13 protein-coding genes are annotated in these 14,033 nt (G+C 73.4%); 10 read left to right on the forward strand and 3 right to left on the reverse strand.

What is annotated here, in order from left to right; translation table 11 throughout:
- Positions 1-9 precede the first annotated feature (9 nt).
- The 6 genes from VE614_RS24715 to VE614_RS24740 all read left to right on the forward strand — a co-directional run bounded on the left by VE614_RS24715 (position 10) and on the right by VE614_RS24740 (position 5,753).
- On the forward strand, positions 10-1,053 hold the full coding sequence (locus tag VE614_RS24715) for a type III polyketide synthase (RefSeq protein ID WP_324941224.1): 1,044 nt from the start codon (positions 10-12) through the stop codon (positions 1,051-1,053).
- Positions 1,050-1,961: an SDR family NAD(P)-dependent oxidoreductase gene (locus tag VE614_RS24720; protein WP_324941227.1), complete on the forward strand. Its 912-nt coding sequence runs from the start codon at positions 1,050-1,052 to the stop codon at positions 1,959-1,961. The genes VE614_RS24715 and VE614_RS24720 overlap by 4 nt, the downstream gene beginning before the upstream one ends.
- Before the next feature lie 101 nt (positions 1,962-2,062).
- The gene (locus VE614_RS24725; protein WP_324941230.1) at positions 2,063-3,220 is read left to right on the forward strand and encodes a nitroreductase/quinone reductase family protein; all 1,158 of its coding nucleotides are present in this window, start codon (positions 2,063-2,065) and stop codon (positions 3,218-3,220) included.
- Positions 3,221-3,233: 13 nt separating this feature from the next.
- A complete protein-coding gene (locus VE614_RS24730) occupies positions 3,234-3,935 on the forward strand; it encodes a class I SAM-dependent methyltransferase (RefSeq protein ID WP_324941233.1) in 702 nt (233 codons plus the stop codon).
- A 523-nt stretch (positions 3,936-4,458) separates the two neighbouring features.
- A complete protein-coding gene (locus VE614_RS24735) occupies positions 4,459-4,869 on the forward strand; it encodes a helix-turn-helix domain-containing protein (protein ID WP_324941236.1) in 411 nt (136 codons plus the stop codon).
- A gap of 65 nt (positions 4,870-4,934) precedes the next feature.
- Entirely contained in the window at positions 4,935-5,753 is an 819-nt protein-coding gene (locus VE614_RS24740) for a metalloregulator ArsR/SmtB family transcription factor (protein WP_324941239.1), read from the forward strand.
- A gap of 98 nt (positions 5,754-5,851) precedes the next feature.
- Here the strand turns inward: VE614_RS24740 and VE614_RS24745 are convergent, their stop codons facing one another.
- Positions 5,852-7,093, reverse strand: a complete 1,242-nt coding sequence (locus VE614_RS24745; protein ID WP_324941242.1) for an MFS transporter — start codon at positions 7,091-7,093, stop codon at positions 5,852-5,854.
- A 100-nt stretch (positions 7,094-7,193) separates the two neighbouring features.
- On the opposite strand from VE614_RS24745, the gene VE614_RS24750 reads away from it, so the two are divergent.
- A complete protein-coding gene (locus VE614_RS24750) occupies positions 7,194-8,279 on the forward strand; it encodes a helix-turn-helix domain-containing protein (RefSeq protein WP_324941244.1) in 1,086 nt (361 codons plus the stop codon).
- 231 nt (positions 8,280-8,510) lie between these two features.
- Here VE614_RS24750 and VE614_RS24755 read toward each other — a convergent pair whose 3' ends face one another.
- The gene (locus tag VE614_RS24755) at positions 8,511-9,191 is read right to left on the reverse strand and encodes a response regulator transcription factor (protein ID WP_324941985.1); all 681 of its coding nucleotides are present in this window, start codon (positions 9,189-9,191) and stop codon (positions 8,511-8,513) included.
- Positions 9,192-9,330: 139 nt separating this feature from the next.
- The gene (locus VE614_RS24760) at positions 9,331-10,512 is read right to left on the reverse strand and encodes a sensor histidine kinase (protein ID WP_324941246.1); all 1,182 of its coding nucleotides are present in this window, start codon (positions 10,510-10,512) and stop codon (positions 9,331-9,333) included.
- 264 nt (positions 10,513-10,776) lie between these two features.
- Here VE614_RS24760 and VE614_RS24765 point away from each other — a divergent pair, with 264 nt between their 5' ends.
- The 3 genes from VE614_RS24765 (at position 10,777) to VE614_RS24775 (ending at position 13,940) form a co-directional block, all read left to right on the forward strand.
- Positions 10,777-12,993 (forward strand): MMPL family transporter, encoded by a 2,217-nt coding sequence (locus VE614_RS24765; RefSeq protein ID WP_324941249.1) that lies wholly within the window; start codon positions 10,777-10,779, stop codon positions 12,991-12,993.
- 66 nt (positions 12,994-13,059) lie between these two features.
- Complete coding sequence (locus VE614_RS24770) at positions 13,060-13,602, forward strand: VOC family protein (RefSeq protein ID WP_324941251.1); 543 nt, start codon at positions 13,060-13,062, stop codon at positions 13,600-13,602.
- Positions 13,603-13,721: 119 nt separating this feature from the next.
- A complete protein-coding gene (locus VE614_RS24775; RefSeq protein ID WP_414719640.1) occupies positions 13,722-13,940 on the forward strand; it encodes a helix-turn-helix domain-containing protein in 219 nt (72 codons plus the stop codon).
- Positions 13,941-14,033 lie beyond the last annotated feature (93 nt).

Raw genomic sequence — 14,033 nt, forward strand, 5'->3', positions numbered from 1 at the left:
GGTTACCGAATGTCCGTCCTGTGCCGTCCCGCGGTGCGGTTCCCCGAGCACGAGGTCACTCTCAAGGACACACTGGAGACGGCACGCCGGCTGCACGCGGACCATCCACGACTGGACACGGCGCTGCGTCTCATCGAGAACACGGGGGTGCGCACCCGGCGTGTCCTCCAGCCTCTGGAACTGACGCTCCGCCACCCGGGGGTGGTCGTGCGCACCGGCCTGTACTGGGAGGCGGTGCGGACCCATCTGCCGGGCCTGGTCACCGAGGCGCTGGAGCGGGCGGAGGTGTCCCGTGACCAGATCGACGCGGTCACCTTCGTGTCGTGCACGGGCTTCACCATGCCGTCGCCGATCGTCTGGATGATCAACGAGCTGGGCTTCTCCACCCGCCTCGACCAGATTCCGCTGGCCCAGCTCGGCTGCGCGGCGGGCAGCGGTGCGATCAGCGCCTCCGCCCGGTACTGCCGGGCCCATCCGGACCGCAACGTCCTGATCGTCGCCTTCGAGCTGTGCTCGCTGTGCTACCAGCCCACCGACACCGACGTCGGCGCGCTGCTCTCGGCGGGCCTCTTCGGCGACGGCTTCGCGGCGGCGGTGATGCGCGGCACGGCCCGCGCGGGCCTCAGGATCGAGCGGTCCGCTTCCGAGACCGTCTCGAACACAGCGGAGTGGATCTCCTACGACGTCCGGGAGACCGGCTTCCACTTCCGGCTGGACAGCCGGGTGCGGCATACGATGCGCGAGGTCACGCCGGCGATCACCAAACTCGTGGAGGAGGCGGGCTGGAGCACCGGAGAGCTGGACTTCGTCCTCGCCCACGCGGGCGGTCCGCGCATCCTGGACGACCTCACGCGGTTCCTGCATCTCGACCCGGCGCTGCACCGCTTCAGCCGGGCGGCGCTCGCGGAACACGGCAACACCGCGAGTGTGCTGATCTTCGATTCGCTGGCGCGGTTCTGGGACGACGGAGCGGCGGTGCCGGGTGCGCGCGGTGTCGTCGCCGGGTTCGGTCCCGGGGTCAGCGCCGACTTCTCCCTGGGGGTGGTCCTGTGAAGGACGAGCGAGGTCCGTTCGCGTCCACGCGCGCGTGGGGCGCGCCGCCGGTCGTACTGATCACCGGCTGTTCCTCCGGCATCGGCCGGGCCGTCGCCGAGCGGGCGGTGAGCGCCGGCTTCACCACCGTCGCGACGGCCCGCAACCCGGAGACACTGCGGGAGCTGGAGGCGGCGGGCTGCGTGGTGCGTGCCCTGGACGTGACGGACGACGCGGCGCGCCGCCGGGTGGTCACGGAGCTGGAAGAGACGTACGGCGGGGTCGACGCGCTCGTCAACAACGCCGGTTACGGCGAGTTGGGGCCGTTCGAGGAGGTCCCGCTGGACCGCTGGGACCAGCAGTTCCGGACCAACGTCTACGGTCCGGTGGCGCTCGCCCAGCTCGTCCTGCCCGGGATGCGGGCCCGCGGGCGGGGCCGCATCGTGAGCGTCAGTTCCATGGCGGGCGAGCTGGTGCTGCCGGTGGGCGCCGCGTACCACGCGAGCAAGTTCGCCCTGGAGGCCGCGATGGAGGCGCTCTGGCTGGAGGTACGCCGCTTCGGTGTCGAGGTGAGTCTCGTGCAGCCGGGTGCCGTGAACTCGCGCTGGGGCGACAATGTCCCGGCCCTGAAGGAGTACGCCTCCGGTGCCTACGGCGAGCTGGTGACCGAGATGGCGGAGCAGATGGCCAAACGGCTGCCGCGCGGTGCCTCCGCGGAGTACGCGGCCTCGGTGGTGCTGCGCGCGCTCACCGACCGTCGCCCGCGCCTGCGCTACCGGGTGGGCGTCGACGCGCATGTCCTGCTGCCGCTGAGCCGGGTGCTGCCCGCCCGGGTCTGGACGGCGTGGGTGCGCAAGCAGTTCCCCTCGATGCGCCGCCCCGCGCCCCGGCCCGCCCGGCCCCCGGCGCTCGACGGCACCCGCCCGTGACGGCGACGTCACGACCCGGCCGTGACCTCCGAGCGGTACGCGCCAAAGCCGCCCGGCTCAGGTCCCTCCTACGGCACGGCGACAGGGGTTCCCGGCTGGCGGTGGCCGGGGTGCCGCTCTGCGCGGCGGGGCTGGCCATGGCGTTCCGCGGGCCCGCTCGGGCGCACTGGCGCACGCTCGCGCTGACGCACGGTGCGCTGGGGCTGGCCGCGGCCGTCGTGGAGCCGTCCGCGCGGCACCGGCCGGCGAGCCGGGACGACGTCGCGGTGGCCTTCCGGGTCGGCGCGGGGATGGTCGCGGCGGGCACGCTCGTCGACGCGGTGGCGCGGCGCGCCGTGCCTCGGCTCGCCGCCGATGCGACGGCCCTGCGCGCGTTGACCGTCACCGCCGGACCGGTGCGGATGTGCGCTCATCTGCTGCTGGTGGTCGCCCCCGCCGAGGAACTGTTCTGGCGGGGCCTGGTGCAGGATCGCCTCACCCGGCGGCTGGGCGCCGGGCGGGCCGCCGCCGTGACCACCGTGCTGTACGGCCTGGCCCATGTGCCGGCGGGCAACGCGGCGGTGACGGGGGCCGCCACGGGCCTCGGCGGCGGCCTGTCGCTGCTGCGTGCCCGGGGCGCGAGCCTCGAACGTCTCGCACTCGTGCACGCGTTCTGGGTCGTGCCGACACTGCTGGGCGAGCGTCTGCGGCGCGCCGAGGGCACCCACCGCGGCCGTACCGCACCACGCCACGCCACCACCACCGCCGCCACCACCACCGCCGACCAGGAGGACCTCAGCATGACGACGATGCCGCGCGCGGGCCGGGCCGGGCGGCGAGTGACCCGGTGGAGCCGGTTCGTGCAGCTCGCGAACAACGCCGTGCACATCGCCCTGTACGAGCGGACCGGGGGCCGGCTGGGCACGCGCATGCTGGGCAACCAGGTCGGCATCCTGACCACCCGGCGGCCCCGCGACGGGCAGCCGTACTCCGTGCCGCTGTTCACCTTCCCCGACGGGCCCGACGTCATCGTCGTCGCGTCGTACCGAGGGTCGGCCGGCGACCCCAGGTGGTATCGCCATCTGCTGGCCGACCCGGACGCGGTCCTGCGCGTCGGCGACCGGGTGCGGGCCGTACGCGCGCGCGTGCTGGAGGGGGACGAGCGGGCCGCGGCGTGGCGGCACGTCGTGCGCCGCTTCAAGGGGTACGAGGAGTACCAGCGCCGCACCACTCGGCAGCTCCCCGTGGTACGGCTGTCCCTGCGGCCGGAGCAGGACTGAGGTGCCCGTCCCCGTGGAACCCACCGTTCCCTCCTCCCCCACGGTTCCCTCCGTCCCGTCCGTTCCCGCCGATCCTTCCGTCCGGGCCGGCCAGGCGCTGTACACGCGCTCGTTCCTGCGCGCGTACGACACCCTCGTGTACCGCGTCAACTCCCCGCTGACCTGGCGCTGTCCGAAGGCCCGGCTCGTCGCGCTGTACGACCGGCACGTCTCGGCGCGCCATCTCGACATCGGCGTCGCCACCGGAGTGCTGCTCGACGAGTGCCGGTTCCCCGTTCCGATGCCGGACCTCACGCTGATGGACCTCAACCCCCACTCGCTCGCCACCGCCTCGCACCGCCTGCGCCGCTACGCTCCCCGGCTCCACCGGGCGGACGTGCTGCGGCCGTGGGGGCTGCCGGCCGGGCTCGTGGACTCCGTCGGCATGTTCCACCTGCTGCACTGCCTGCCGGGGACGCTCCAGGACAAGGCCGTGGTCTTCGAGCACGCCCGGCAGGTGCTGCGCCCGGGCGGCACGCTGTTCGGCGCGACGATCCCCGGGACGGGCGTCCGCCACAACCGATCGGCGCGCTGGCAGCTGTCCCTGGCCAACCGGCGCGGGATCATGTGCAACCGGCGGGACCGGCTCGAGGACCTCGACGCCGCCCTGGGCAAGGTCTTCAGCGACCATGAGGTGACGGTCGTCGGGTCGGTCGCCCTGTTTTCGGCGCGTTGACCCGGGACCGGAATTCCCGCGAATGGCCGGCGAGGCACTGTTCCGCGCGTTCACCGTTCGGATTCGGTCAACCCGCCCGGCGCACTGGACCGTCGCCCCATCGTTGTCTACCGTGACCAGAACGACAGCCCCAATTCTCCATGCCCGACGGCAATTTCACATCTTCTCGTTGCAGCGTCGTTCACGAACGTCGTTCACGACGGCTGCAGGCCCTGATGCCACCGCCCGAGAACCAGTGGCCGCCCCCGCCCACGGCGCGCCCGCTCACCGGGCGGGCCCGAAGAGGACGATCGCGAGGGGGAACTCTGTGTCTGGGCTGAGCAGGACGGACGTGACGCGCGCGCTCCCGGCACCCACGGAGGGCAGGCGGACGGGTGAGCCACGCCCCGCACCGCCGCGCCCGCGGAATCGGGCCGACCGGATCCATCCGACCGAATTACGCGGCACCGGAAAGGCGCCGGATTCCGGAGGCGTCGCGCTTTCCCCCGGATTCCCTGATTCCGGCGCCGCGGAACACAGCGTCATGGATTCCACGACACGGGAAGTCCCGGAGGGCGGCACCTCGCCGGAAAGGGAATCCTGCGCCACGGCGGACACGCAAGCACCGCCCAAAGGGCAGGCGGACTTCGAGGACGCCTACGAGGCCGCCCGGATTCTGTCGGGCAAGTGGGTGTTCGCCGTCCTGCTCCAGCTCGCCGAGGGCCCGCGATACCACAACGACCTGGCCCGCTCGGCGGGCATGCCGGAGAACAAGCCCCTGGACCGGGCCCTGCACCGCCTGCTCCACACCCGCATGGTCGACCGCACGGTCCACAACGTCGGCGGTTCGGCGCCCCGGGTGCGCTACCGGCTGACGCCGCGCGGTTACTCCGTCCTGCCGATCATCGACGACCTCGCCGGGTGGTGGCGCGCGACGGAGACCTCCGACCGCTGAGCCCGGATGATCAATACCGGAATATTCCTTGACGGGAATATTCCGGTAAGTGAATACTCTGCGCCATGGATCGGATCGCATCAGCGCTGGGGGACGCCGCGCGGTGGCGCATCGTCGAGCTTCTCGCCGAGCGGCCCCGCTCCGTGGGTGAACTGGCCGCACTCGCCGGGCTGCGGCAGCCGCAGACCACCAAGCACCTCCAGACCCTCGCCCGCGCGGGCCTGGTCACCGTCTTCCCCCTCGGCCAGCGCCGCGTCTACGCGGTGGAGGCGGCCCCCCTCGCCGCGCTGGGACGCCGTCTCGGAGAACTGGCCGAGACCATCGAGGCGCACGCGGGCGACCGGGACGTCATCGCCCGGTACCGCGCCGCCGTCGAGGCGGACTCCGCGGTCGCGGACCGGGAGCGCTGGGCGGACGGCCGTACCTTCTCGTTCGAACGCGTACTGACCGCGCCCCGGGACGTCGTCTGGCGTCACTGGGTCGACCCGGACCTCCTGGCGTCCTGGTGGGCGCCGCCGCCGTTGACGGTCACCGACTGCGTCCTCGAACCCGAGCCGGGTGGCCGCGCCGTCCTCGACTACCGCGACGCCGAGGGGCAGTACCACTCCGAGGGCCGGGTCCACGCCGCCGAGGAGGCGCAGCGCCTCGTGTTCGACCTGTCGGTGATCGAGGCCGGCGCCGTGGCGTTCACCGGTCACTACGACGTGACCCTCACCGACGCCGAGGGCGGCACCCGCCTGATCCTAGGACTGCGGATCACCGGGACGGCCGTCGACGCCGTGCCGTTCATCGCCGGCATCGAAACCGGCTGGGCCCGGGTGCTCGGCCACCTCGCCGACGCCGTCGGCTCGTTCCGGCGCACCACCGCGCCACACGACGAGTGAAGCGGAGCACACTCAGGACCGACCAGACCGCACGCGCACCGTGGTGTACGACCGCGCACCCTGACCGCGTACCGGGCCGCGGTGGCAAGTCCGCTCGATCACTTGACGGACAGCGGCGGCATGGCGTCGGCGGCGGGCACGTCACTCTTGTCCCGCGTCCGGGCGACGGCGCCGGCGGAGAGGAGCGTCACGGCGGCCAGGCTGCCCCAGAGGGCGGTCGGGCCGCGGGGGGCGAGCGTGGTGATGACCGCCGGGGAGACGGCGAGGCCGAAGCCCGTGGAGAGTTCGAAGCGGGCGACGGCGCGGCCCAGGAGACGGTCCGGGGCGAGGGCGGTGACGAGCGCGGTGGCACTGCCGGCGTAGATGATCTCACCGGCGGTGCAGACCACGGACACCGCGGCGACGGCCGGGGCGCCCCAGCCGGGTCCCAGCGAGGTGGCCGCGAGGAAACCGGCGTAGGAGGCGGCCAGTACGACGCCGGCGAGAGCCAGCACGGTCCGCCGGGAGTAGCGGGACAGCAGGACGGTGACCGGAACCTGGAGGGTGACCACGAGCACCGTGTTGGCCACGAAGATGGCCGCCGACCACACCGGGGAGGCGTCCAACTGCGTCACCAGGATCAGCGGGAGTGCGATCTCGGGCACGTTGAGGCAGAAGACGTAGACCACGTTGGCGGCCAGCAGCGCGCGCATCGCGGGCGCGGGCCCGTCGCCCTCTTCCCCGGCGGGGGCAGGGGCCGTACGCGCGCGCAGGCGAACCGACCACGCCAGGGCCGCCGCCGCGAGATACGCGAGCCCGGTGACCGCTGCCAGCGCCCGCAAGGCGGTCGTGCCGCCCGCCAGGCACACGGTGGCGATGAGCGCTCCCACGCCCAGCCCGGCGTTGCGCAGGGCGCGGCCCGCCGCGAGGGCGGTGTCGCGTTCGCGGCCGTGGGTGACCGTGGCCACGAGAGCGGCGTGGGCGGCCGGCCAGGCCTGGTTGCCGATGCCGAGGAAGAGCGCCGCCGCCGCGAACAGCCAGACGTGCCCCGCCGGCGCGGCCAGGAGCAGCGCCACGCCCAGTACCCGGACCAGCATCGACGCGGCCACGACCGTGCTGCGCGCGCCCCGGTCGAGCCATCGGCCGACAGCGGGCGTGCACACCAGACCGGCGACGACGGCGACCGTCATGGCGGTGCCGGTGACCGGCGCGGACAGCCGCAGCACCGTCACCCCGTAGAGCAGGAGAAAGGGCCGCAGCAAGCCGGTGCCCAGGGCGTCCACGGCCAGGGCGACGGCGTAGCGGGGGCCTCCCGAGGCGCGGACGAGGGCGCGGGGCCGGATCTTGGTGAGGGGTGCCATGCGATCAGACGGTGGGCTCGGCCGCCGGGCCGGGCACGTGGGTTGACGGACTCCGTCAACCCACGCCGTGGTCGGCCGCGCGGCCCGCGATGATGAGCGGATGACGTTGAGGATCGACATCAGCGGCCTGCCGCCCGAGCGACTGCGGTTCGCCGCATCCCCGCTGGCCGAGCTGACCGCGATGCTGCACGTGCTGGCCGAACCCGGGCATCATCCGCAGCTCGCCGGCTGGGCCGCCGACGTCTGGGCCGGGCTGCGGCCGGAACTGGCCGAGCGGTTGCGGGAGGCGGAGTTCCTCTGGCGTTCCTCACAAGCCGACTTCCTCTTCCCCGCCCGGCCCCGTCCGACCCTCGCCGAGGAGCTGGACGACGTGGACCGGATCGACGACGAGACGTATGTGACCGCCGCGCTCGTCACCACATGCGGCGGCAACCGGGCCCACTCGGCCGCGCCGTCGCCGCTCACCGACGCGACCGCGCGCGAGCGGGCCCTGGAACTGGCGCAGGCCCGGGGCGCTCGGCAGGAGGCGTTCGCGGAACGGCTGCTCGCGGACCCGGCCGCGGTGCGGGCGCGGGTGCGCCGCACCCTCGAACAGTGCGGCGAGGCCTTCTTCGACGCCGCCTGGGCGGGCGCCGCGGTACGGCTCGCCACCGATCTGCGCCTGAAGAACGACCTGCTGGCACGCCAGGGCATCGGGGCGGCGCTCGCGGCGGTGTCCGGCGCCATCACCCTGGCACCGGACGGCGACTGCGTCATCGTGGACAAGCTGCAGGACAAGGCGACCGCCGCCCACGGCACCGGCGTCACCTTCATCCCCAGTGTCTTCAACCACCCGCACCTGGTGGTGGTCCACGCTCCCGGCTGGCAGCCGGTGGTGCAGTATCCGGTGACCGAGCCGGCCCCGTCGGAGCCGGTGTCGCTGGAGACGGTCACGCTACGGCTGGAAGCACTCTCCCACCCGGTACGGCTGCGGCTGCTGCGCACCCTGGCCCGCGGCCCGCACACCACCGGCGAGCTGGCCCACATCTGGGAACTGTCGGCCCCCGAGGTCTCCCGCCACCTCGCCGCTCTGCGCCGCGCGGGCCTGCTCACCTCCCGACGGCACGGCCGTTACGTCCGCTACACCCTCAACCTGCCCGACCTGACGGCGCTCGGCACCGACCTGCTGGCGGCCGTACTGCGCTGAGCGCTTCGCCGAGGAGGACCCCTGCGACTTCCGGGAACGCTTCAACCGATCGGTTGGTCGCGGACGAGCGTGATGGCCGATGCCCCCGGCGGCCGCCACGGACGAATCCTGACGCAAGCAGCGGCTGTTCGTGGCCCTCGCTCTCGTCGGCAACCCGTGAGCGGTCATCCTCGACGAGCTGACCACGGGACTCGACCCGCGCTCCCGGCAGTCAGCCCGCCGAGCCGGCGCTCAGCCTCTTCCCCCGGCCTCGACCAGCCCCGTCTCGTAGGCGGCGATCACGGCCTGGGCCCGGTCGCGGACGGCGAGTTTGCCGAAGACGTTCGTGATGTGGTTCTTCACGGTCGACACGCTGATGTCCATGGTCCGGGCGATCTCCGCGTTGTCGAGTCCCGTGGCCATCAGCCGCCACACTTCCGTCTCGCGCGGCGTCAGTTCGGCCACGCCGCGGGCGACGGGCGGATCGGGGCGCCGAGGGGCCCGCACGAACTCGGAGATCAGCCGGGACAGGAGTCGCGGGGCCACGGCCGCCTCGCCGGTGTGCACCACACGGACCGCGTGCAGCAGATCCTCCGGCGAGACGTCCTTCGGCAGGAATCCGGAGGCGCCCGCACGGAGCGCGGCGACCACGTACTCGTCCATGTCGAAGGTGCTCAGCGCCAGGACCCGGCAGCGGGGCAGTTCGCGAGCGAGGCGTTCCGTGGCGGCGACACCGTCCAGGACCGGCATGCGGATGTCCATCACGACCACATCGGGGCGCAGCCGGTGGGCGAGGGCCACGGCCTCCGCGCCGTCGCCGGCCTCGCCCACCACCTCGACGGCGGGATCGGAGCGGAGGATCAGGGCCAGTCCGCGGCGCACCAGCGGCTGGTCGTCGACGATCAGCACCCCGATGGCCCGCTCGTCCGTCATGCCGCCCGTTTCCCCGTCCGCCACACGGCTCCTCCGCTCTTTCCGCACTTCCCGCACATCGCCCCTTCGCTCGTCGCCCGCGTCGGCCCCGGCCTGGGCCGTCGCTGCGTCCTGCGCCCCGGTCACAGCGGCGCCCCGGTCACAGCGGCGCCCTCTCGTCGGCTGTCAGCGGCAGCCGGGCCGACACGTGGAACCCGCCTTCGTCCAGGGGCCCCGCCCGCAGCGCCCCGCCGTGCAGCATCACCCGCTCCCGCATGCCGATCAGGCCATAGCCGGCCCCGTCGGTGAAGCCGGCGTCCGCGCCGCGGCCGTCGTCCGCGACGTCCACCACCAAGCCGTCCGGTGCATAGGTCAGCCGTACGACCGCCCGCGCTCCGGAGCCCGCGTGTCTGCGCGCGTTCGTGAGCGCCTCCTGGACGATCCGGAACACCGTCAGGCCGAGGCTCGGCGGCAGCGGGCGGTCCTCGCCCCGCACCTCCAGGACCGTGGGCAGCCCGGCCCGGCGGGCCTCGGCGACGACCCGGTCCAGGTCGGCGACGCCGGGCTGGGGTGCCGTCGGCTCCTCGTCCGCCTCGTCCCCGGCCCGCAGGACGTCCAGCAGCTGCCGCATCTCGCGCAGCGCCATCCGCCCCGCCCCTTCCAGCGTCACCAGCGCTTCCCTGGCCGCCTCCGGGTCGCGGGCGAGGACGCTGCGGGCGCCTCCCGCCATCAACTGCATGGTGGTGATGTGGTGCGCGACGATGTCGTGCAGCTCCCGCGCGATGCGCCGACGCTCCGCCGCCACCGCCCGGTCGGCGAGCAGCCGCCGGTGGGCCTCGGCGTCCCGGTGCCAGCGGTTCACCACGGTCGCGGCGAGCACCACCAGCAGCGCTGCGGCCACGGTGCCCAGCACGTCCACGAGCGGCGGTCGCGGCCACGACTTCTGGCCCACCATCGGTCCCGCCACGGCGGCGAGCGCCGCCGCCGCGGCGACGGCCGGGCGGTGGCCGCGTACGACCGTGTAGAGCCCGACGGTGACCGCGGCGCTGAAGTGCTGTGCCATGGGAACCGTCAGGTTCAGGGCGATGCCCAGCAGCAGAACGGCCGCCAGGACCAGCAGCGGCGCGCGCCGCCGGGCCAGCAGCGGCAGCGCCGACACGACCGTGAGCACGCATCCGCCGACCGGGACGTGCCCGAGGTCGTGCTGGCTGCTCAGGGTGAATCCGATCAGGTCGATGCAGGCCGCGCCGACCGCCACCAAGGCGTCGTTGCGGGTCCACGGCAGCGCGTCACCGCGCCGCCGGGTCCCCGGGGCCCCGGGCCCGGGGCGCGTCATCGGCATCGTGGTCCTCTCCCCCAGCCGTCCCCGCCGACCGCTGCCGGTGCGCCACGACTGTCCTTGCGGATCAAGTCTCGCACCGGTGTCCCGCACGCATCCAGGCCCTCGGAACGAACCCCGGCCAGGACCAGGGTCCTGGTCCCGGATCCGGCCGGGCCCTGCTCCCGGGCCGTATCTCGTCCCTCGCACCGACGAGGCACGCGATCCGCGCTGATGAGCTGAACGGGTGCCGGGAGCCCGGCATCACCGCCACCGCCGGAGGACGACGTGATCCGTGCCCTGACCGGGTTCTCGACCCGCAGCCCATGGAAGGTCATCGCCCTGTGGGCGGTCCTGGGTATCTCCCTGACCGTGCTCGGCCAGGCCTTGGTCCACCGGGTCACACAGGCGCAGAGCGGCGACTTCCTGCCCGCGACGTACGACTCGGCGGCCGCGCTGAAGACGGCCGAGGAGCGGTTCGGGGTGAAGCCCGACAGCAATGCGACGACCATGCTGGTCGGCCGGTCCGACGGCGAGCCGCTCACGCGGGCCGACGAACGGCGTATCGACGCGCTCGCCGGGCAATTGGGCAGGCGCCACGTCGAGATGCCGAAGCCGTCGGACGACCGGCCCACGTTCCTGGCCGAGGATCACTCCCAGACCCCCCGGGTCGCACCCGCCATGGTGGCGCCCGACCGCAGCTTCGCGCTGTTCTCGGTGCACCTGACCGGCAACTCCACGGATCCCGGCATGCACGACCTCTACCGCGCCGTCCGCGACCGGGCGGAGGACGAGTTCGCCCGGGCCGGGATGCGCACCGGGTTCACCGGCGGCCTGGCCGACCTCGTCGACACCACCGAGGCGGAGGAGACCACCGCGACGGTCGTCGGCCTCGTCATGGTCTGTCTCATCGCGCTGATCCACGTCCTGGTGTTCCGCAGTGTCCTGGCGGCGTTGGTGCCGCTGCTCGCGGTCAGCGTCGTCGGGGGAGCCGCCGCGGGGGTGGTGGTGGGCGGCGCCCTGCTGACGGGCATCACGCTCGACACCTCCACCCCGAGCCTGATCAACGTGGTGCTGATCGGCATCGGCGTCGACTACTTCCTCTTCCTCCTCTTCCGCTTCCGGGAGGAGCTGAGGTCCCGCCCCGAGTCGTCGGCGCGTACGGTCGCGGCGGACGTGAGCGCCAGGGTGGGCACCGCGATCACCTCGGCGGCCCTGACCATCGTCGCCGCCTTCGCCACCCTGGGCATCGCGTCCTTCGGCCAGTTCCGGGTGCTCGGCCCGGCCATCGCCGTCGCCGTGCTCGTCATGCTGCTGGCCACCCTCACCTTCCTGCCCGCGCTCCTCTCGGTCACCGGGCGGGGCATGTTCTGGCCCTCCCGCTCCCTCGAGGGCGAACCCCGCGCCGGCGCCGCGGGACGCGTCGGCGGGCTCGTCGCCCGCCGTCCGTTCCCGCTCGTGCTGGCCTGCCTCGCCGTGCTCGGCGCCCTGGCCGCCGGACTGGCGGGCCTGCGGATGGACTTCGGCCAGGCGCCCGCCTCCCACGACACCCCTGCGGCGGCCACCGCCGCCGAGATCGGCCGCGCCCTGCCCGCGGGGGTGTCCGACCCGGCGACCGTCTACGTCGTCACCGACACCGGCCGCTCCCTCACCTACCGCGACCTCGGCCCCCTGCGCCGAGCGCTGGCCGGGGTCGACGGCGTCGGACGGGTCGGCGACACCGTGCTCGGCAAGGACCGCGCCGCCGCCCGCGTCGACGTCTACCTCACCGCCGGTTCACAGAGCGAGCGCGCCCGCGACCTCGTCTCCGGCCCGCTGCGCGACACGGTCGCCGAGCACACCCCCGCGGGGACACAGGCCCACGTCGGCGGCACGGCCGCGATCTTCGCGGACATCTCCGACGCCGTGGACCACGACCTGAGGATCGTGTTCCCGGTCGCCGCCGCGCTGATCGCCCTCATCCTCTTCCTCCTGCTGCGCAGCCTCCTGGCCCCGGCCGTCCTCATGGTCGCCGTGGGCCTCGGCTTCGCCGCCACCCTCGGCGCCTCCGCCCTCCACTTCCAGCACCTCCTCGGCGAACCGGGCGTCAACTTCGTTCTGCCGCTGGTGCTGTTCCTGTTCGTGGTCGCCCTCGGCACCGACTACAACATCCTGATCAGCGACCGCATCCGGGAGGAGATGGAACGCCCGGGCCCGGCCCGCGCCGCGGTGGCCCGCGCGGTGCGCCACACGGCTCCCGCGATCGCCACGGCGGGTGTCGTCCTCGCGGCGTCCTTCGGCAGCCTCGCCGTCAACGCGGCGCCGTCCACACAGCAGATCGGCTTCGCGACGGCGCTCGGCATCCTGCTCTCCGCGTTCGTCCTGTCGATCGTCCTGGTGCCCGCGCTCGCCGCGCTCCTCGGCCGGAGCCTGTGGTGGCCGATCCGTCCGGACCGCAGCCGCGCCGGCCGTCCCACCGACCGCACGGTGACACCCGATACCCGGCGCGACCGGCTCCCCCTCTAGGACAGTTTCTGACCTGTACGGCGCCTATCGTCACCGTTGACAGCCAATCCCAACAGGAGGACCGCCATGCCTGAGCAGACCGGCTCGACACCTCAGGGCTACACCACCGTCGCGCCCTGGGTCGTCACCGACGACACGGGGGCCTTCCTCGACTTCGTCACCCAGGTGTTCGGCGGAACGGAGCTCGCCCGGGTACCGACGGAGGACGGCTCGATCGGTCACGGTGAGATCCGGGTCGGCGACACCGTCGTACTGGCCTTCGACCGACGCGCCGACTGGCCCGCCCTGCCCAGCCTGCTGCGCGTGTTCGTCGCCGACGCGGACGAGACGTTCTCCCGGGCCCTCTCCGCCGGCTCCCAGGTGGTCACCTCTCTGTCGGACAACGCCTTCGGACAGCGCGGAGGGCGCATCCGGGACCCGTTCGGCAACATCTGGTGGGTGCTCAGCCACCTCGAGGACGTCTCCGAGGAGGAGATGTGGAAGCGGCTCCAGGATCCCGTGTACGCCGAGGGCATGCGGGTGGCTCAGGAGACGCTCGACACCGAGCTGAGCGGCAGGAGCCAGGGACGCAGCAGCGCGCCCGTCAGGACGACCGGCCCCGGCCGCTGATCGGATCGGGCCGAGGGCGGGCAGACACCCGCGGCGTCCTTGCCGCTTGGTGACTTCTCTCTTCTCTCCGGGGTAGTCGACGATCACACCCGGACGTCGATCACCGAAGGAGACGTGTCGTGGACAAGGGGAAGCAGATCACGGGTACGGCTCGTGCGGAACTCGCGCGCGAGATGAAGAAGCAGTACGAACAGGGTCTGTCCATACGGGCCATCGCCGAGGCCCACGGACGGTCCTACGGGTTCGTGCACCGTGTCCTCACCGAGGCGGAAGCGCCTCTGCGCAACCGGGGTGGGGACCACCGGCGGCTCGAGGAGTCCGGCCGGGCGAAGGGGTGACGGCGGGACCGCCGGCCGAGCGCGACCGACCGGCCGGCGGCTCGCCCGTCCAAGACCCGCCCGTCCACGGCCCGCCCGGCGACGGCTCCGCCC

The organism is Streptomyces sp. (assembly GCF_035645055.1).
GTDB lineage: Bacteria > Actinomycetota > Actinomycetes > Streptomycetales > Streptomycetaceae > Streptomyces.